General features: G+C 70.5%; 15 protein-coding genes. 11 read left to right on the forward strand and 4 right to left on the reverse strand.

Annotated elements, in window-relative coordinates; translation table 11 throughout:
- Positions 1-10 precede the first annotated feature (10 nt).
- Together J7357_RS03990 and J7357_RS03995 are read left to right on the forward strand one after the other, a co-directional pair.
- A complete protein-coding gene (locus J7357_RS03990) occupies positions 11-1,888 on the forward strand; it encodes a peptidoglycan-binding protein (RefSeq protein ID WP_209244963.1) in 1,878 nt (625 codons plus the stop codon).
- 350 nt (positions 1,889-2,238) lie between these two features.
- Positions 2,239-2,721 carry an Mpo1-like protein gene (locus J7357_RS03995; RefSeq protein ID WP_010341389.1) on the forward strand — a complete coding sequence of 161 codons (483 nt, stop codon included), beginning with the start codon at positions 2,239-2,241 and terminating at the stop codon, positions 2,719-2,721.
- Between the two features lie 88 nt (positions 2,722-2,809).
- Here J7357_RS03995 and J7357_RS04000 read toward each other — a convergent pair whose 3' ends face one another.
- Complete coding sequence (locus J7357_RS04000; protein ID WP_209244964.1) at positions 2,810-3,754, reverse strand: NAD-dependent epimerase/dehydratase family protein; 945 nt, start codon at positions 3,752-3,754, stop codon at positions 2,810-2,812.
- A gap of 424 nt (positions 3,755-4,178) precedes the next feature.
- On the opposite strand from J7357_RS04000, the gene J7357_RS04005 reads away from it, so the two are divergent.
- The 6 genes from J7357_RS04005 to J7357_RS04030 are packed head-to-tail and all read left to right on the forward strand — an operon-like array spanning position 4,179 to position 10,088.
- Positions 4,179-7,010, forward strand: coding sequence for a monovalent cation/H+ antiporter subunit A (locus tag J7357_RS04005; protein ID WP_209244965.1), 2,832 nt, complete (start codon positions 4,179-4,181; stop codon positions 7,008-7,010).
- Positions 7,010-7,375: a Na+/H+ antiporter subunit C gene (locus J7357_RS04010; RefSeq protein WP_209244966.1), complete on the forward strand. Its 366-nt coding sequence runs from the start codon at positions 7,010-7,012 to the stop codon at positions 7,373-7,375. The genes J7357_RS04005 and J7357_RS04010 overlap by 1 nt, the downstream gene beginning before the upstream one ends.
- Positions 7,372-8,934: a monovalent cation/H+ antiporter subunit D gene (locus J7357_RS04015; RefSeq protein ID WP_209244967.1), complete on the forward strand. Its 1,563-nt coding sequence runs from the start codon at positions 7,372-7,374 to the stop codon at positions 8,932-8,934. The genes J7357_RS04010 and J7357_RS04015 overlap by 4 nt, the downstream gene beginning before the upstream one ends.
- 1 nt (position 8,935) lies before the next feature.
- The gene (locus J7357_RS04020) at positions 8,936-9,439 is read left to right on the forward strand and encodes a Na+/H+ antiporter subunit E (RefSeq protein WP_209030206.1); all 504 of its coding nucleotides are present in this window, start codon (positions 8,936-8,938) and stop codon (positions 9,437-9,439) included.
- Positions 9,436-9,720: a K+/H+ antiporter subunit F gene (locus J7357_RS04025; protein ID WP_017908201.1), complete on the forward strand. Its 285-nt coding sequence runs from the start codon at positions 9,436-9,438 to the stop codon at positions 9,718-9,720. Before J7357_RS04020 ends, J7357_RS04025 begins: the two co-directional genes overlap by 4 nt.
- Positions 9,717-10,088 (forward strand): Na+/H+ antiporter subunit G, encoded by a 372-nt coding sequence (locus J7357_RS04030; protein ID WP_017908202.1) that lies wholly within the window; start codon positions 9,717-9,719, stop codon positions 10,086-10,088. The genes J7357_RS04025 and J7357_RS04030 overlap by 4 nt, the downstream gene beginning before the upstream one ends.
- 71 nt (positions 10,089-10,159) lie before the next feature.
- On the opposite strand, the gene J7357_RS04035 is transcribed toward J7357_RS04030, so the two are convergent.
- The gene (locus J7357_RS04035) at positions 10,160-11,110 is read right to left on the reverse strand and encodes a calcium/sodium antiporter (protein ID WP_209244968.1); all 951 of its coding nucleotides are present in this window, start codon (positions 11,108-11,110) and stop codon (positions 10,160-10,162) included.
- A gap of 208 nt (positions 11,111-11,318) precedes the next feature.
- Between J7357_RS04035 and J7357_RS04040 the strand changes: the two genes are divergently transcribed.
- From J7357_RS04040 to fhuE, 3 genes are all read left to right on the forward strand, one after another.
- Positions 11,319-12,416, forward strand: a complete 1,098-nt coding sequence (locus J7357_RS04040; RefSeq protein WP_209244969.1) for a catalase family peroxidase — start codon at positions 11,319-11,321, stop codon at positions 12,414-12,416.
- Positions 12,413-12,982, forward strand: coding sequence for a cytochrome b (locus J7357_RS04045; RefSeq protein ID WP_209244970.1), 570 nt, complete (start codon positions 12,413-12,415; stop codon positions 12,980-12,982). Before J7357_RS04040 ends, J7357_RS04045 begins: the two co-directional genes overlap by 4 nt.
- Positions 12,983-13,346: 364 nt before the next feature.
- Positions 13,347-15,512, forward strand: a complete 2,166-nt coding sequence (gene fhuE, locus J7357_RS04050) for a ferric-rhodotorulic acid/ferric-coprogen receptor FhuE (RefSeq protein ID WP_209244971.1) — start codon at positions 13,347-13,349, stop codon at positions 15,510-15,512.
- 61 nt (positions 15,513-15,573) lie between these two features.
- Here the strand turns inward: fhuE and J7357_RS04055 are convergent, their stop codons facing one another.
- Positions 15,574-17,268 (reverse strand): diguanylate cyclase, encoded by a 1,695-nt coding sequence (locus tag J7357_RS04055; protein WP_209244972.1) that lies wholly within the window; start codon positions 17,266-17,268, stop codon positions 15,574-15,576.
- Between the two features lie 103 nt (positions 17,269-17,371).
- Positions 17,372-17,974, reverse strand: coding sequence for a response regulator transcription factor (locus J7357_RS04060; RefSeq protein WP_209244973.1), 603 nt, complete (start codon positions 17,972-17,974; stop codon positions 17,372-17,374).
- Positions 17,975-18,019 lie beyond the last annotated feature (45 nt).

Below are 18,019 nucleotides of genomic sequence, written 5' to 3' on the forward strand. Positions count from 1 at the left end.
AGAGCAATGTATGTCGGACCCCAAAATCACTCGACTCGTCAGCAGCGTCGGCACCACGCGCACGGTAGAGATGGACGATGGAAGTACCGTCAGCCGATCAGGCGGATCGGTGTCGTGGCGCAACAACAATCCCGGCAACCTCAAGTTCGAGTTCGCTGGCAGTGCGGACAAAACAGTCAACAACCCGCGTACGCGCGAAGAGGCGTTGCAGTCGGCACAGGACCGTTATCGTGGTGTCGTTGGTCTCGACCAGTGGGGTAATGCGGTTTTCGAAAGCTACGAAGCAGGTCGCGCCGCCAAGATCCAGCTGCTGGAGCGACGCTTCGGCAACGACACGGTCGAACAGATGCTGCCGCGCTACTCGAAGGCCGATTACAGCGGCACCACGCACCATCGCGAACAGGCCGCCACCATTTTCGCGGAGGGCGACCGCCAAGGCGTGGACCTGCGTAGTAAAACGGTTGCGCAGATGAGCGAGCGCGAGCGCGAAGCGCTGGCCGACGGCATCAGGCGCTTTGAGGGTTGGCGAGCGGGCGAGGTCAAGGTCGAAACACCCGCTCAGACCACGGCACAGACCTTGGCGCAACCGACGTCCCCAGCTACGCCCGCTGCATCGAGTCCTGCCCCCGCGACATCCGATAGACCTAGCGCGGCGGTCTACAACGAGGCGTACCAGCACTTCTTCAACGAGGGCCGACGCTACGAGTACGGTCGTCCGGACCACCCCAGGCCGGGGCGCGACAGCAGCCGTCTTGAGCGCGATGGTGATGGCGACGGTCGCCTTGGCGTGGATTGTTCCGCCTTCGTATGGCGCGGTCTCAAGAACGCCGGCTACGACGTGCCGGGCGAGAATGCCGCAGGATTTACCACCGCCAAGCTCTTCAATGGCTCACAGCTCACGCCTTATGCGCGTGAGCATTTCGATGTCACCTCGGCAGCGGAGGCACGCAAACCCAATGGCTCGTTGCACCAGGGCGATCTGCTGCTGTTTTCGTCGCCAAACGGGCAACACATCGGCATCTTCAAGGGATACGACAAGGCAGGAAACATTCAGTTCATCGGCTCGCAGGGCAGTACCGGGCCTGCCGAGGTCACGATTCGCCCAGGTGGCTACTGGGATGGAGGCAGCACCCGCATCGTGGGCGCGCTAACCCCGAAGCCGGAATTCCAGGTTCGCGCTCCACTGCATGGCAATGGCGAAGTTCCTGCGCGGCAGGCATCCGCCACACCCGCAGAAGCACACGGCGCCAAGAGTGCGGCCATGGCCGACGGCCTGCTCAAGCAGGGCGAACGCGGCAATGAAGTCGAAGCGCTGCAGCGTCAGCTCAACCGTATCGGCGTGCGCGATGCGCAAGGCACGGCGTTGGCCGAGGACGGACGCTTCGGCGAGCATACCCGCGAGGCGGTTCTTGCCTTCCAGAAACAACGCGGCCTCACCCAGGACGGCATCGTCGGCCGCGACACCCGTGCCGGGCTGGCGGCTGCCGAGCAGGCGCAGGCCAAGCCGGTGAAAGGTCCGCAGCTGGGCGAGCCGGGGCATCCGGATACGCCGCTGTACGACAAGATGCGCACGGAGGCCGATCGCGGTGCGGAGAAGGCCAACCCGCCGCACGCCAAACTGTCGAACGAGGCGGTGGCCAACCTGACCCTGCAGGCCAAGCAGGCCGGGATCGACAGTCCCGACAAGCTGAAGGAGGTCAATGTGGCCAACGACAAGGCCTTCGTCGCCGGGACCACGCCGGGCTTCCGTGCGGTAGTGGACCTGCAGCAGGCTGCACCGCCGCTGGAGCAGACCAGCGCACAGCTGGCCCGCCAGTCCGCGCAGCAGCAGGAAACGGTGCAGCGCGAGCAGCAGCAGGAGGCGAACAGGAGCATGGCGCGCGCCTGAGTCGCAAGGCCGTGGCGGGGCGATCGTGCCGACAGCGCGATCGCCCCTGGTTGGCGACGCCGCCGCTTGCGTGCGGCGATTGGTCACGTGGTGTCTGACGCATTCCAGACGCCGGTCGTCGAAACGCAAAAAGCGTCTGTCATGCCTTGCATCCGGCTCGATCCAGCCGTCTGCAAGTTGCACCTGTAGGAGCGGCTTCAGCCGCGATGGGGCGTCTGCGGTGAGGCGCGTCGCGGCTGAAGCCGCTCCTACGGGATGCTTCCCGAAGGTTTAGAAGCCCGACACGCCGCGTGGTGTCTCCGCATCGCGCCAGCGATGGCGCTATGCTGAGCCGGTTCCTGGGAGGGAAGATGGATACCACCGCCTACGCGCGCCCGATCGACCGTTATTTCGCCAGCTATTCCGACGATCACCGCAATGCCGCCAACCAGCGCATCCACGTGGTCGCGGTGCCGGCGATCCTGTGGTCGGTGGTGGCCCTGCTGTGGTGCATCCCGGTCGGCGGCACCTTGTTCCAGAGCGGGCTGTGGGCGGCGTTGGGCATGTTCGCGGCGTGGATGTACTACAACCGCCTGTCGCGCCCGCTGGGCTACGGCATGCTGGCGGCGTTCTTCTTCTGCGGCTGCCTGTGCCGGCTGCTGGAGGCGCACCTGGGCCTGCAGGGGCTGTTGTGGCTGGCGATCGGCGTGTTCGTGGTGGCCTGGATCGCGCAGTTCATCGGCCACGCGCTGGAAGGGCACCGGCCGAGTTTCCTCACCGACCTGACCTATCTGCTGATCGGCCCGGCCTGGGTGCTGGCCAAGCTGTACCGGCGCATGCACTGGCGCTACTGAGCGCGGCTGAGAACGCGCCTTCTTTCCGCACACCTCGCGGTCGCTGCGCGCGGCCCGCAGCAGGCTTGGCCGTGCGCGCAACACCGCATCAGCTCGGCTTCGCCGTCTCCGCGGTCTCCGCGGTCTCCAGGCCCAACATCGCCGCATCCGGGGCGAAGGCGCGCGGCGCGTAGCCGAAATCCTGCCGCGCCGGTTGCAGGTCGAACGCCAGGTCCTCGCGCATGCGCTGCAGCGCGGCGCGGTTCATGCCGTGCAGGCGGCCGCAGGCATGGGCCAGCGCCAGCGCCGACGCGAACAGTGCGTGCGGCAGGGTCAGCAGCCGCGCCGGCGGCCGCAGCGCGGCCAGGACCCGCCGCACCATCTCGCGGTAGCTGAGCGTCTCGCCACCCCCGAGGGCGTAGCTGCGTCCGTGCGTGGCCGGATGCGCCAGCACCGCCAGCGCCGCGTCGGCCAGGTCCTGCACGTGCACCGGCTGGCGCAGGCCAATGGCGCTGCGCGGCAGCACGAACCAGCCGGTGCGCCGCGCCAGCGCCGCGATCGCGCTGAGGGTGCGGTCGCGGCCGGCGCCGTAGACCAGGGTGGGCCGCAACACCGTCGCCGCCGCGCCGCGCTCGGCGGCGACCGCGAACACGATCGCTTCGGCCTCGCGCAGGCGCCGGGCGACGTCGCGTTCGGCGGCATCCAGCGAGTCGCGCTTGACCTCCAGGCTGGTGGAGCCGAAGGCGACCACGCGCGCGGCGGCGACCGGCGCGCGCCGGTACCAGTCGGCGAAGGCGTCCAACGGCCCGCAACTGAACACCACCTCCGCCGCCACCGGCGGCGCCTGCAGCGCGCTCAGTTCGCCGGCATGCCAGTGCAGGCCGGGCTGCGGCGCGCGCGCCAGGCGCGAGTAGGCATGCACGTCCCAGCCGTCGGCCAGCAAGCGGTGCAACAGGCGCTCGCCGATCTGGCCACTGCCGCCGAACACCAGCGCGATGCGCGGCGACGCCACGGACGGAGGGGACGCGGATGCAGCGGCAAGCGAATCGGTCATCGGCACAGGATAGTGCGTGCGCCGACGTTTGCGGCCGGAGCCGCGTAGGATCGTTGCACCCCACGGCATGCCGAGGGCTGGTGGCGCTTGGCAGGCGATGGGCGGCACAGGCCTGCACAGTGGAGGCGATCGCCACACTCACCGGCGAACTCGCCCGCGCCTCGCGCACCCCGTCCGCATCAAGGTCGCACGCGCCGCTGCTGCCGAACGCGTCCACACGAGGCGCAGCCCGCACCGCATACCAGGCCGATACCGCGCAGCGCCGATGTCCGGCATCGTCCAGTCCAAGCATGCTCGCAAGCGCCTCACCCGCCCGCGGCTACGCTGTCGGCATGACCGTGCACGCCTTCCGTTCCCGCGCCGGCCACCGCCGTGATGCGCCTGTTACACTCGGGCTCCTGCTCGCGAATCTCGTATTCCCTGCATGATCCCCGCCCTCGACATCCTGCTGGCCCTGCCGTTTCTGATGGCGGCGGCCGTGGTGGCCCTGCGCCACCGCTCGCGCGCCACCCTGGCCTGGGCCGCGGCGCTGGCGCCGTTGGCGGGCCTGGCGGTCCTCGGTGCACTGACGCCTACCGTGCTGGAGGGCGGCATCGTCCGCGCCGACCACACCTGGCTGCCGCAGATCGGCCTGCAGTTCTCGCTGCGCCTGGACGGGCTGGCCTGGATGTTCGCCGGCCTAGTGCTGGCGATCGGTGCGCTGGTGGTGATGTACGCGCACTACTACCTCAGCGCGCGCGAGAACGCGGCGCGCTTCTACGCCTGCCTGCTGCTGTTCATGGGCGCGATGCTGGGCATGGTCATCGCCGGCAACCTGTTGCTGCTGATGGTGTTCTGGGAACTGACCAGCATCAGCTCGTTCCTGCTGATCGGCTTCTGGTCGCACCGGCAGGACGCGCGCGACGGCGCGCGCATGGCGCTGGTGATCACCGGCGGCGGCGGCCTGGCATTGCTGGGCGGCGTGCTGCTGCTCGGGCGCATCGTCGGCAGCTACCAGCTCGACGCGGTGCTCGCCGCTGGCGATGTCATCCGCGCCAGCGCGCTGTATCCGTGGGCGCTGGGGCTGATCCTGCTCGGCATCTTCACCAAGAGCGCGCAGTTCCCGTTCCACTTCTGGCTGCCGCACGCGATGGCCGCGCCCACCCCGGTGTCGGCGTACCTGCACTCGGCGACGATGGTGAAGGCCGGCGTATTCCTGCTGGCGCGGCTGCATCCGGCGCTGGCCGGCAGCGACCTGTTCTTCTACACGGTCAGCGGCATCGGTGCGGTCACGCTGGTCACCGGCGCCTGGTTCGCGATCTTCCAGCACGACCTGAAGGGCCTGCTGGCGTATTCGACGATCTCGCACCTGGGCCTGATCACCATGCTGTTCGGGCTGTCCACGCCGATGGCGGTGGTGGCCGGCGTGTTCCACATCCTCAACCACGCGGTGTTCAAGGCCTCGCTGTTCATGGCCGCCGGCATCATCGACCACGAGACCCACACCCGCGACATGCGCCGGCTCGGCAACCTGCGCCGCTGGATGCCGATCACCAGCGCGCTGGCGATCACCGCCTCGCTGTCGATGGCCGGCATCCCGCTGCTCAACGGTTTCCTGTCCAAGGAGATGTTCTTCGCCGAAGCGCTGGGCGCCGATGGCCCGGCGGCGATGCGGGTGTTCACCGCGACTTCGGCGTTGCTGGCCGGCGTGTTCGGCGTGGCCTACAGCCTGCGCTTCGTCTACGAGACTTTCTTCGGCCGCGGCCCGCGCGACCTGGACACGATGCCGCACGAACCGCCGCGCTGGATGAAGATTCCGGTGGAGATCCTGGTGCTGGTGTGCGTGGCGGTCGGCATCGTGCCGGCGCTGACCGTGGCGCCGGTGCTGCGCGCCGCCGCCGGCGCGATCCTCGGCGACGCCCTGCCCGACTACAGCCTGGCGGTGTGGCATGGCTGGAACGCACCGCTGGCGATGAGCATCGCCGGCGTGGTCGGCGGCGTGGCACTGTATTTCGGCCTGCGTCGGCTGACCGCGCTGTACACCGAAGTGCGCCGCTCGCTGGGCAAGCGCGTGTTCCACTGGCACGTGCAGACCCTGTTCGGCCTGGCCGCGCGCTTCACCCGCGTACTCGCCAACGGCCGCCTGCAACGCAGCCTGCGCTGGCTGGTGCTGGCCGCGGTGGTGGTGGTGGCCGCACCACTGCTGCGGGCGCCGCCGCTGTGGCAGCAGTGGCCGGCGCCGCAGGGCATGCCGTTGCTGGGTTGGGGGCTGTGGCTGCTGATCCTCAGTTGCGCGCTGTCCACGCTGTTCCTGTACCGGCAGCGGCTGCTGGCGGTGCTGGTGCTGGGCGGCAGCGGCCTGGGCGTGAGCCTGGTGTTCGTGTTCCTGTCGGCGCCGGACCTGGCGCTGACCCAGTTGCTGGTGGAGATGGTGACCCTGGTGCTGATGCTGCTGGGCATGAACTACCTGCCCAAGGCCTCGCCGCCCGAGCCGCGGCGCTGGCGCCGCTGGCGCGATGCGGCCCTGGCGATCGTCGCCGGCGGCGGCATGGCGCTGCTGGCGTATTCGGTGATGACCCGGCCGGCGACGACCATGGCCGGCGAGCTGCTGCAGCGCGCGCTGCCCGAAGCCTACGGCCGCAACGTGGTCAACGTGATCCTGGTGGACTTCCGCGGCTTCGATACCTTCGGCGAGATCACCGTGTTCGGCATCGCCGCGCTGGTGGTGCACGCGCTGCTGCGGCGCGCGCGGATGGCGCCGGAGAAGGTGATGCCGGGTCCGCCGATCAAGCTGCCGGTGCCGGCCGATCTGGCGCAGCTGATGTTCCCGCTGACCCTGACCGTGTCGATCTTCCTGTTCCTGCGCGGCCACAACGCGCCCGGCGGCGGCTTCATCGCCGGGCTGGTGCTGGCGGTGCCGCTGCTGATGCAGTACGTGATCCAGGGCGCGGCCTCGGTGGAGTCGCGCTTCGGCTTCGACTACATCCGCTGCATCGGCCTGGGCCTGCTGCTGGCCACGTTCGGCGGCATGGCCTCGATGCTGTTCGGCGTGCCGTTCCTCACCAGTGGCCACCTGGATCTGCAGTTGCCGCTGATCGGCAGCGTCCCGCTGGCCAGTGCGCTGGTCTTCGATACCGGCGTATACCTGGTGGTGTTCGGCGGGACCATGCTGACCTTGTCGATGATGGGCACGATCAAGCCCTCGCGCACCCGCGATTCGCAGCGCGGGCAGATCGATCCGGCGCGCCGCTCGGCCATCACCGGGGAGATGCACTGATGGAACTGGCACTGGCGAGCGCGATCGGGGTGCTGACCGCGGTGGGCGTGTACCTGCTGCTGCGCGCGCGCAGCTTCGACGTGATCCTGGGCATGACCGTGCTGTCCTATGCCACCAACCTGCTGATCTTCGCCGGCGGCCGACTGGTGCAGGGCAAGGCGCCGGTGCTGCGCGACGGCATCGCCCCGACCCTGGCCGAGCACGCCGATCCGCTGCCGCAGGCGCTGGTGCTGACCGCGATCGTGATCGCCTTCGCGATGACTGCGGTCAGCATCGTGCTGGCGATGCGCAGCCGCGGCGACAACCACAGCGACCACGTCGATGCGCGCCCGGACCCGGGCGACGGCGAAGGCGGGGCGCCATGACCCATCTGCTGATCCTGCCGATCCTGATCCCCTTGCTCGGCGCGGCGCTGTCGCTGTTCGCCGAGCACCGCCGCTACGGCCGCAAGATCCGCCGTGCGGTCGCCTGGACCGCGATGACGGCGCTGGCTGCGGCGGTGCTGGCGTTGTGCGTGCAGGTGAGCGACGGCCAGGTCCACGCCTACCTGCTCGGCGACTGGCCGTCGCGGCTGGGCATCGTGCTGGTGGCCGACCGCCTGTCGGCGTGGATGCTGGCGACCACCACCCTGCTCGCCGGCGCCTGCCTGCTGCACGCCTGCGCCGGCTGGGACCGGCGCGCGCCGCATTTCCATGCGTTGTTCCAGTTCCAGCTGGTCGGCCTCAACGGCGCGTTCCTGACCGGCGACGTGTTCAACCTGTTCGTGTTCTTCGAGGTGATGCTGATCGCCTCCTACGGCCTGCTGCTCAGCGGCGGGCGCGGCCTGCGCCTGCGCGTGGGCTTCCACTACGTGGTGTTCAACGTCACTTCCTCCACCGTGTTCCTGATCGCGCTGGGCCTGCTGTACGCGCTGCTCGGTTCGCTGAACATGGCCGAGCTGTCGCAGCGCGTGGCGCAGGCGCCGCCGCAGAACGTGGCGCTGATCAAGGCCGCGTTCGGCCTGTTGCTGCTGGTGTTCTGCGCCAAGGCCGCGCTGCTGCCGCTGTACCTGTGGCTGCCGGAAACCTATGCGCGCGCGCCGGCGGCGGTGGCGGCGCTGTTCGTGATCATGACCAAGGTCGGCCTGTATGCGGTGCTGCGGGTGAGCACGCTGATCCTCGGCAGCCAGGCGCAGGCGCTGGACGGCTACGGCCGCGACTGGCTGCTGTGGCTGGGCCTGGCGACGCTGCTGCTGGCCGCGCTGGGGGTGCTGGCGGCGGTGCGCCTGCGGGTGCTGATCGGCTACCTGGTGATCGTGTCGGCGGCGACGCTGTTCGTGGCCTTCGCGCTCGACGCACCCGGCACGCTCGGCGCCGGGCTGTATTACCTGGCGCACAGCAGCTTCGTCGCCGCGGCGCTGTTCATGATCGCCGACCTGATCCGGCGCCGCCGCGGCGGCGCCAGCGATCGCAAGGAAATCATCGCGCCGTTGCCGGGCAAGACCGTGCCCGGCGTGCTGTTCCTGATCGCGGCGATCTCGGTGGCCGGGCTGCCGCCGCTGTCCGGCTTCCTGGCCAAGGTGGCGATCCTCAGCGCGACGCCGGCCGGGCTGACCGCACCGGTGTGGGCCGCGGTGCTGCTGAGCAGCCTGATGGTGATCATGGGCCTGACCCGCGGCGGCGTGCGCCTGTTCTGGCGCGTGCCCGGCGATCAGGACACGGCCGAGGACGGCACCGTGGAGTTGCCGCGCCCGGCGCCGCGCAAGGCGCCGGCGCGGCCGCTGGAAACCGCCGCCACCGTGCTGCTGCTCGGCTACGGCGTGGCGATGACCGTGGCCGCCGGGCCGTTGCTGCGCTACAGCGAGGCCGCCGCCGCGCAACTGCTGCGCCCGGCCGACTACACCACCCAGCTGCGCGGCACCGCGCCGGTCCTGCGGGAGCCCTGACATGTCCGCCCGTCCCTGGTCGCGCCGCCTGTTCCCGTCCTGGCCGTTGAGCGTGACCGTCACCGCGTTCTGGCTGCTGATGAGCGACAGCTTCAGTCTCGGCCAGGTGCTGCTGGGCGCGGTGCTGGGCGTGGCGGTGCCGCTGTTCGCCGCGCGCCTGGACCGCGAGTTCGCGCGCATCGGCTCGCTGCGCCCGGTGCCGAAGATGCTGTGCGTGGCGGCATGGGACATCGTGCGCTCCAACGTGGTGGTGGCGCTGCAGGTGCTGGGTCCGGAGACACGCATCCACCCCGGCTTCATCTGGGTGCCGCTGGACATCGCCAACATCCACGGAATCGCCGCGCTGACCAGCATGATCACCCTGACCCCGGGCACGGTGTCGGCGGCGCTATCGGACGACCGCAAGTACCTGCTGGTGCACGTGCTGCACCTGGACGATGCCGAGACCGTGATCCGGCAGATCAAGACGCGCTACGAGGCGCCGTTGATGGAGATCTTCCCATGACCAGCCACATGTTCATCGAGACCACGATCGTCGTGTGCATGCACGTGGTGGCGCTGGCGATGCTGCTGGCGCTGTGGCGGCTGCTGCGCGGGCCGACCGTGCCCGACCGCATCCTGGCGCTGGACACGCTGTCGGTGACCGCGATCGCCGAACTGATGCTGTTCGGCATGTACCTGGATTCGCCGGTGTACTTCGAGGCGGCGCTGATCATCGCCATGCTCGGCTTCGGCAGCACCGTGGTGCTGAGCAAGTTCGTGCTGCGCCGGGACATCGTCGAATGATCGGCGTGCTGCAGGTGGGGCTGTCGCTGCTGCTGATCGTCGGCTGCTTCTTCATCCTGGTCGGCGCGCTGGGCCTGGTGAAGCTGTCGGACTTCTTCAAGCGCCTGCACGCGCCGACCAAGGCCAGCACCCTGGGCGTGGGCTGCGTGCTGCTGGCCTCGGTCGGCTACCACCTGTTCCTGGGCCAGGATCCGCAGCCGCGCGAACTGCTGATCACCGCGTTCCTGTTCATCACCGCGCCGATCAGCGCGCACATGATGGCCAAGGCCGCGCTGTCGCTGATGCTGGAACAGCGCCCGCAGGTGCCGGGCAGCGACCACGCCGAGCAGGAAGGGCTGCCGCCGCCGGAGCAGCCGGAGGAGCGCTGAGCGCGCGGGTCTGCGTAGGAGCGGCTTTTCCGATTCCCGATTCCCGATTCCCGATTCCCCACTCTCGGCACTCAAGCCACCAACGCCAGCTCCAGCCCCACCCACGCCAGGAACGCCACCAGCAGCACCGCCCCCTCGCCGCGGCTCAGGCGCATGTCGCCGCGCAGCATCGGGTACAGCACCACCGCCAGCGCGATCGCCGCCGGCAGTTCCAGGCGCACGAACGAGGCCGGCAACGGCAGCGGCCGCAGCGCCGCCATGCCGCCGACCACCACCAGCAGGTTGAACAGGCTCGAGCCCAGCACGTGGCCGACCACCATGTCGCCCTGGCCACGGCGCGCGGCGGCCACCGCGGCGGCCGCTTCCGGCAGCGCGGTGCCGATCGCCACCGGCAGCAGGCCGACCAGCAACGGCGACAGGCCCCAGGCCGCGCCCAGCCGCGGGGCGTGCTCCACCACCAGGTTGGCGCCGGCATTCAACAGCACGAGGGCGATCAGCAGGCGCAGCAGGTTCAGCACCAGCCCGGTGCGGGTCACCGCGTAGCCGGACACGCCGAGCTGGCGTGCGGCCGGCTCGTGCCGCGCGCGCAGCAGCAGGAAGGCGACCACGCCGACGAAAGCAAGCAGCAGCGCCACGCCCTCGGCACGCGAGACCGCGCCATCCAGTCCGAAACCGATCAGCGCCAGCGTCGCCAGGGTCAGCAGGATCAACAGCGGCGGCAGCAGGCGCGTGCGCAGCAGCAGCGGCGCCGCCAGCGCGGCAAGGCCGAGGGTCAGGCCGAGATTGGCCAGGTTGCTGCCGACCGCGTTGCCCAGCGCCAGGTCCTGCGCACCGGCGGCGTAGGCGCGCGCGTTGACCGCCAGTTCCGGCAGCGAGGTACCGAAGGCCACCAGCAGCAAGCCGGCCACGAACGGCGAGGCACCAAAGCGCTGTGCCAGGCCGGAGGCCGCCTTCACGATCGAGTCCCCGCCCAGCGCCAGGAACGCCAGCCCCAACACGACCAAGCCGATCGTACCCGCCATCGCCGACTCCCAACCCTCAAGAAGCGGCGATTCTATGCGCAGCGCCGATGATGCCGCCGTGGTCGCGTCCGCCAGGGCCGCAGGCTGCGGCGACGGGCCGCGTGCAGGCCGCCATCACTGCACCGCGTTCATGCCCGACCGTGTCTGCTAGCGCCTGCAACGCGCCCGACCGCGTTCCTCCCCTCGCCGCCGCCACAGGAGCCGCCCCATGTCCCGTCCCGATCCCACGCCGCCGCGCCGGCGGCCCTGGCTGGCGCTGGCCGGCATCGCCGCGATCGCCGCCGTACTCGCCGCCGCCTTCGCCTGGAGCGCCGGCTGGCTGGGCGGCCCGCAGCGATTGACCGCGCAGCGCATGACCGACGCCATCGAAGCCGGCGGCCCGCCGCATCCTGGCTTCCGCCGCGCGCACAGCAAGGGCGTGTGCGTCAGCGGGCATTTCGAAGGCAACGGCCAGGGCAGCGCGCTGTCCTCAGCGCGCGTCTTCGCGCAGGCCTCGGTGCCGGTGCTGGGCCGGCTGTCGATCGGCGGCGGCGACCCGCACGGTGCCGACGGCACCGCCCGCGTGCGCAGCATGGCGCTGCAGTTGCGCAGCGACGACGGCCAGGAATGGCGCACGGCGATGAACAGCTTCCCGTTCTTCGTGGTCGCCAGCCCCGAGGGCTTCATGGCGCAGACCCTGGCCGCGCGCCCCGATCCGGCCACCGGCAAGCCGGACCCGGCGAAGATGGCGGCGTTCCTGCAGCGCTACCCGGAGGCGAAGAAGTTCCAGGCGTGGGCCAAGACCGCCCCGTGGTCGGACAGCTGGGCCAACACCCAGTACAACGGCGTCAACGCGTTCCGCTTCATCGCCGCCGACGGCAGCACGCACGCGGTGCGCTGGTCGATGCGCCCGCAGGCCCCGTTCGCGCCGCTGTCGGCCGAGCAGCGCGCCAAGGCCGATGCCGACTTCCTCAGCGAGGACCTGCAGGCGCGGCTGGCGCGCGGCCCGTTGCGCTGGGACCTGGTGCTGACCGTGGCCGCGCCCGGCGACCCGGTCGACGACCCCTCGCAGCCGTGGCCGCAGGATCGCCAGCAGGTGGTCGCCGGCACCCTGGTGCTGGACCATGCCGAGCCGCAGGCCACCGGGCCGTGCCGCGACCTCAACTACGATCCGCTGATCCTGCCGCACGGCATCGCCGGCTCCGACGATCCGATCCTGGCCGCGCGCTCGGCGGTGTATGCGCAGTCCTTCAACCGCCGCGAGCGCGAGATCGCCCACGGCCAGGCGCCCGACGCCACCGGCCGCCCGCACGGAGGTGCGCAATGAACCGCGACGACCGCTCCACGCACTTCAACCTGCTCGCGCGCGTGCTGCACTGGCTGATGGCGGCGATGATCCTGACCATGCTGTTCGTCGGCGTGGGCATGGTCGCCTCGGTGTCGCAGCGGCCCTGGCTGCTGAACCTGCACCGCCCGCTCGGCATCGCCATCCTACTGCTGGTGCTGGTGCGCCTGGGCAACCGCCTGCTGCACCGGCCGCCGCCGCTGCCGGCCGACCTGCCGCGCTGGCAAAAGGCCGCCGCGCATGCCTCGCACTGGCTGCTGTACGCGCTGATGCTGGCGATGCCGCTGCTGGGCTGGTCGATGCTCTCGGCCGGCGCCTACCCGATCGTGCTGTGGCCGGGCGTGCAGTTGCCGCCGATCGCCCCGCACAGCCCGGCGCTTTACGCCTGGCTGCGCAGCGCGCACGGCTGGCTGGCCTACCTGCTGTTCGCCACGGTGCTGATGCATCTGTGCGCAGCGCTGTTCCATGCCTGGGTGCGCCGCGATGGCGTGTTCTCGAGCATGGCGCGCGGCACGGCGACGCCTGCAGCGCCGCGCGACAAGACGTAATCCACCCGCCGGCACGCACGCGCGGTGCAGCGTTCGCACGCACCGCGCCCCACGCACCTCGATCGGCGCGGTGACCTCCTGCAGCCGGACGCGCGCCAAGAGTTCGTGTCGCCCCCGACATGGCCCCAGCCCCGGCCCGCCGTTACACTTGTCGGCGGACGGGCGCGCTCGTCCGCCCCTGTTCTTCCCGCGCGCCGTTCGTTCCCCTGGGAATCCGGCGCCGCGGCCGCGCCAGCCAGTGCCGTTGTTCCGCAGCCCGCCACGCCGGCCTGCGAGTCCGCGCGCCAAGCCAGCTCACCCTCGATCGTCGTCCGGCGCCGCATCCGCGCCGGCGATGGCCCTGCCTGCTGCCTTGGAGTCCGCGATGTCCCGTGTTGCCCCCACCCGCCGTTTTCCGCGCCGTTCGGCCCTGGCCGCGGCCTGCCTGCTGGCCGCCGCGCCGGCGTTCGCCGCGACACCGAGCGCGTCCGCCGACGACGGCGCGGACGATGCCGAGCGCGACGTCACCACCCTCGACAAGATCAGCGTCAAGGGCGAGCGCGCCGAGGGCTACAGCGTGCGCAAGACCAGCGCCGGCACCCGCTTCGAGCTGGCGCCGCGGGAGATCCCGCAGTCGGTGAGCATCATCAGCCACCAGCGCATCGAGGATCAGGGCCTGGACGACATCATCGACGTGCTGGAGAACACCACCGGCGTGTCCAGCACGCGCTCGGACAGCGAGCGCTTCGAGTTCTACGCGCGTGGCTTCTACATCGACAACTACCAGTTCGACGGCATCCCCACCACGATGGTGCAGAACTGGAGCTACGGCGATTCGGCGCTGGACCTGGCCCTGTACGACCGCGTCGAAGTGGTGCGCGGCGCCACCGGCCTGCTCACCGGCGCCGGCAATCCCTCGGCCTCGGTCAACCTGATCCGCAAGCACGCCGACAGCGCCGAACTGACCGGCAGCGTCACCGTCAGCGCCGGCAGTTGGGGCCGCACCCGCTCCACGGTCGACGTCACCACCCCGCTCAATGCCAGCGGCACGGTGCGCGCCCGGGTGATCGGCAGCTACCTGGACACCGATTCGTACGTGCAGCGCTACAGCCAGCGCAAGTCGCTGGGCTATGCGGTGATCGATGCCGACCTGACCCCGGACACGCAGCTGAGCGTGGGCTACGACTACCAGAACAAGCAGTCCGACGGCGTCACCTGGGGCGGTTTCCCGCTGTGGTACGCCGACGGCAGCCGCACCGACTACCCGCGCTGGTTCAACCCGGCGGCGGACTGGACGTTCTGGGACACCACCAGCAAGCGCGCCTTCGCGACCCTGCAGCATGCCTTCGGCAACGGCTGGCAGCTCAGGCTCAACGCCACCCACGACCAGACCGACGTCACCGACAAGCTGTTCTACCCGTACTACACCATCTATGGCTTCGACCGGCAGACCGGCGCCGGCGTGGTGCCGTACTCGGGTTACTACATCACCGGGCGCAAGGTCGACGGCCTGGACGCCTACGCCGAAGGCCCGTTCCAACTGGGCGGGCGCGAACACGACCTGATGGCCGGCGTCAGTTACAACCGCCGCCGCTACGTGAACACCGGCGCCTTCGACTTCCCCGGGCCGCTGCCGAGCTATCTCGGCTGGACCGGCGCCTATCCGGAACCGGCGTGGTCGCCGCTCAGCGAGTTCAGCCGCGGCACCGTCACCCAGAAGGCCGGCTATGCGGCGGTACGGCTGTCGCTGGCCGATCCGCTGAAGCTGATCCTGGGCGCGCGCTACACCGACTGGAAGGTGGACGGCAGCGAGAGCGGGGTGGGCTACGTGCTGCACCAGGAGAAGACCACGCCCTATGCCGGCCTGGTGTACACGCTCGACGACGTCTGGTCGGTCTACGCCAGCTACACCGACATCTTCCAGCCGCAGACCGCGCGCACCGCCAGCGGCGCCTACCTGGACCCGGTGATCGGCAAGAGCTACGAGGTTGGGGTCAAGGGCGCCTGGTTCGACGACCGCCTCAACGCCGCGCTGTCGGTGTTCCGCATCGACCAGGACAACGTCGCCCAGGCCACCGCCGGATTCGTGCAGGGCACCACCGAAACCGCCTACGTCGCCGCGCAGGGCACGGTCAGCCGTGGCGTGGAGTTCGAATTGAACGGCGAACTGGCACCGGGCTGGAACGCCACCTTCGGCGCCTCCCGCTACGTCGCCAAGGACGCCGCCGGCGCGGACATCAACAGCCAGCTGCCGCAGACCACGCTCAAGCTCTACAGCAGCTACACCCCGCGCCGCCTGAGCGAGTTGACCGTCGGCGGCGGCGTCAACTGGCAGAACCGCATCTACTACGTCGATGCCACCTACGGCCGCTTCGAGCAAAGTGGCTACGCGCTGGTCAGCGCCTTCGCGCGCTACCGCCTGTCGCCGGCATTCTCGGTGCAGCTCAACCTCAACAACCTGCTGGACAAGCGCTACTACGCGCAGATCTACGGCTACGGCGCCTGGGGCGAACCGCGCAACGGCACGCTGAGCTTCAGCTGGTCGTTCTGAACCGGCAGTCCACGCCGCACGCATGCCGCGACGCGGCATGCGTGGGAGGGAGACAGGCGCCTCAGGCCTCGACGATGCGCAGCGGCACGTCGCCAGCGGCGGCGACGCGGTTACGGCCGCCGCGCTTGCCGCGGTACAGCGCCGCATCGGCGCAGCGCAGCAGTTCTTCGGTGCTGCGGCCGTGGTCCGGATAGGCGGCCACGCCGATCGACACGGTCACCGGCGGCAGCGCCTGGCCCTGGTGCTGCACCTGCAACGACGCCACCGCGGCGCGGATCTGCTCGGCGCGGCGCTGCGCCACGTCGGCGGCGGCGCCGGGCAGGATCACCGTGAACTCCTCGCCACCGTAGCGGCAGGCGATGTCCTCCGGCCGCACCAGCCCGGCCAGCAACTGGCCGAACGCCGCCAGCAAGGCATCGCCGCCGGCGTGGCCGAGGCGGTCGTTGAGCGCCTTGAAGTGGTCCAGGTCCAGCATCATCAGCGCCAGCGGCTGCTCGCGCCGCTCGCAGCGCGCCAGTTCGCGCACCAGCGATTCTTCCAGGTAGCGGCGGTTGTACAGCCCGGTCAACGGATCGCGGATCGACTGCGTGCGCAGGCGCTGGCGCAACTGCAGGTTGTGCAGCGCCATCGCCAGCTGTTCGGCCACCACCTCGACCAGGGGCAGGCGCTCGAGCAGGGTCGGATCGCGGCTGGACAGATGGATCAGCCCCAGCGGCTCGCCCTGCACCACCATCGGCACGCAGGTGCCATGCCGCGCCGCGCCGGCGGCGTGGGCGCAGGCCGGCGCCGCGCCGGGCCGCTGGATCTGGGTGGCGCGGCTGCGCAGACCTTCGCAGCTGCTCAGCGACAGCGCCGGCATGCACAGCGCCTCTTCGCCCCAATGCGCCACGCAGACGGCCTGCTCGCCTGCCGCATCGGTGCAGTACACGCTGCAGCCGGCATCGCCGAGCAGGCGTTCCAGCGCCTGCCGCGCGACCTCCACCGCCTCGTCCTGCTGCACGCAACTCTGCAGCCCGCGGCTGCAGCGGTTGAGCGTGCGCAGATCCTGTTCGGTGCGCTGCATCTGCTGCACGGTGCCCACCAGCAGCGCATTGGCATGGTGGCCACGCAACTCGGCCTGGCTGCGCCGGCCGATCTCGCGGCGCAGCAGCAGGTACAGGCACAGCGTCATCGCACAGACGGCGGGAATGCCGACCACCGCCAGCCGGCGCAGCAGGTCGGCGTTGGCGGCGGTGGAGCGGGCGCTGCTCGCCAGCGCCGCGCGCTCGCTGCGCACCATGCTGTCGGTGTTGCGCCGGATCGCCTGCGACAGCACGCGGCCCTGGCGTGCGCGCTCCGGGTCAGGCCTGAGCATGCCCGGGCCGCCGCCGCGCTCGAAACGGGCCACGGCCCGCGCGCTGTCGCGCATGCGCGTCTGCACCTGCGCCTGCACCAGGCGCAAGCGCTGCTGCTGGGCGGGGTCGTGCCGTACCAGCGCGGCCAGTTGCTCCAGCCGCGCCGGCAGCGTCTGCTGGCAGCCGCGGAAGTCGGCCAGATGCTCGCGGCTGCCCAGCAGCAGGAAGCCGCGCAGGGAGGCATCGCAGTCGGCGAGGTTGAGCTGCAGGCCGTTGATGCCGGCAATCACCTGGTGGCTGCGTTGCACCTCGGCGGCATCGTCGAGGAAGCGCTCGCTGCCCACCAGCACGCCGCCGCTGATGCCCAACAGCAGCAGCAGGGCCAGCGGCACGCCATAGCGGTTGATCGTGGTGGAGGGCATGGCGTCGACGAGTGGAAGGGAGGTAGGCCGCGCGCGCCACCAACTGCGCTGCGCAGTCAAGCGCAGGGAGCCATGCAAATTCCAGGCCACACGGCGCGGCGCGTCATAGCCAGCCCTTCTGCCGGGCCAGCCGCGCCGCCTCGATGCGGTTGCCGACCCCAAGCTTGCCGATCGCCTCGGACAGGTAATTGCGCACCGTGCCCGACGACAGCCCCAGTTGCGTGGCGATGTCGCCGGCCGAGGCGCCCTCGCCGGCCAGGCGCAGCACCTGGCGCTCGCGGTCGTTGAGCGGGTCGGCTTCGGACCACGCTTCCAGCGCAAGTTCCGGATCGATCGCGCGGCCGCCGCGGTGCACCTGGCGGATCGCCTCGATCAGCCGCTGCGGCGGTGCGTCCTTGAGCAGGTAGCCGCCGACCCCGGCATCCAGCGCGCGCCGCAGGAAGCCGGGACGGGCGAAGGTGGTGACGATGATGACGCGCACCGGCAGTTGCTGCCGCTGGATGCGCTGGGCCAGCTCCAGCCCGCTGAGGCCGGGCATCTCGATATCGGTGACCAACAGGTCGGGGGAATGCGCCTGCAGCGCGCGCCACGCGGCCTCGCCGTCGGCCGCGCTGGCGACCAAATCCAGGTCCGCCTCCAGGCCCAGCAGTGCGCCCAGCGCACCGCGCACCATCGCCTGGTCCTCCGCCAGCACTAAACGAATCACGGCACCCCCCGGTCCTTGTCGGCCCATTGTAGTGCCCGGGCCGGG

The sequence above is a fragment of the Xanthomonas sp. D-109 genome (assembly GCF_017746095.1).
Taxonomy (GTDB): domain Bacteria; phylum Pseudomonadota; class Gammaproteobacteria; order Xanthomonadales; family Xanthomonadaceae; genus Xanthomonas_A; species Xanthomonas_A sacchari.

Excerpts from the sequence above, each read along its gene's own strand:
- J7357_RS03990 (WP_209244963.1), top strand. The coding sequence starts at position 11 with ATGTCGGACCCCAAAATCACTCGACTCGTCAGCAGCGTCGGCACCACG.
- J7357_RS04045 (WP_209244970.1), top strand. The coding sequence starts at position 12,413 with ATGAACCGCGACGACCGCTCCACGCACTTCAACCTGCTCGCGCGCGTG.
- J7357_RS04005 (WP_209244965.1), top strand. The coding sequence starts at position 4,179 with ATGATCCCCGCCCTCGACATCCTGCTGGCCCTGCCGTTTCTGATGGCG.
- J7357_RS04030 (WP_017908202.1), top strand. The coding sequence starts at position 9,717 with ATGATCGGCGTGCTGCAGGTGGGGCTGTCGCTGCTGCTGATCGTCGGC.
- fhuE (WP_209244971.1), top strand. The coding sequence starts at position 13,347 with ATGTCCCGTGTTGCCCCCACCCGCCGTTTTCCGCGCCGTTCGGCCCTG.
- J7357_RS04020 (WP_209030206.1), top strand. The coding sequence starts at position 8,936 with ATGTCCGCCCGTCCCTGGTCGCGCCGCCTGTTCCCGTCCTGGCCGTTG.
- J7357_RS03995 (WP_010341389.1), top strand. The coding sequence starts at position 2,239 with ATGGATACCACCGCCTACGCGCGCCCGATCGACCGTTATTTCGCCAGC.
- J7357_RS04040 (WP_209244969.1), top strand. The coding sequence starts at position 11,319 with ATGTCCCGTCCCGATCCCACGCCGCCGCGCCGGCGGCCCTGGCTGGCG.
- J7357_RS04035 (WP_209244968.1), bottom strand. The coding sequence starts at position 11,110 with ATGGCGGGTACGATCGGCTTGGTCGTGTTGGGGCTGGCGTTCCTGGCG.
- J7357_RS04015 (WP_209244967.1), top strand. The coding sequence starts at position 7,372 with ATGACCCATCTGCTGATCCTGCCGATCCTGATCCCCTTGCTCGGCGCG.
- J7357_RS04010 (WP_209244966.1), top strand. The coding sequence starts at position 7,010 with ATGGAACTGGCACTGGCGAGCGCGATCGGGGTGCTGACCGCGGTGGGC.
- J7357_RS04000 (WP_209244964.1), bottom strand. The coding sequence starts at position 3,754 with ATGACCGATTCGCTTGCCGCTGCATCCGCGTCCCCTCCGTCCGTGGCG.
- J7357_RS04055 (WP_209244972.1), bottom strand. The coding sequence starts at position 17,268 with ATGCCCTCCACCACGATCAACCGCTATGGCGTGCCGCTGGCCCTGCTG.
- J7357_RS04025 (WP_017908201.1), top strand. The coding sequence starts at position 9,436 with ATGACCAGCCACATGTTCATCGAGACCACGATCGTCGTGTGCATGCAC.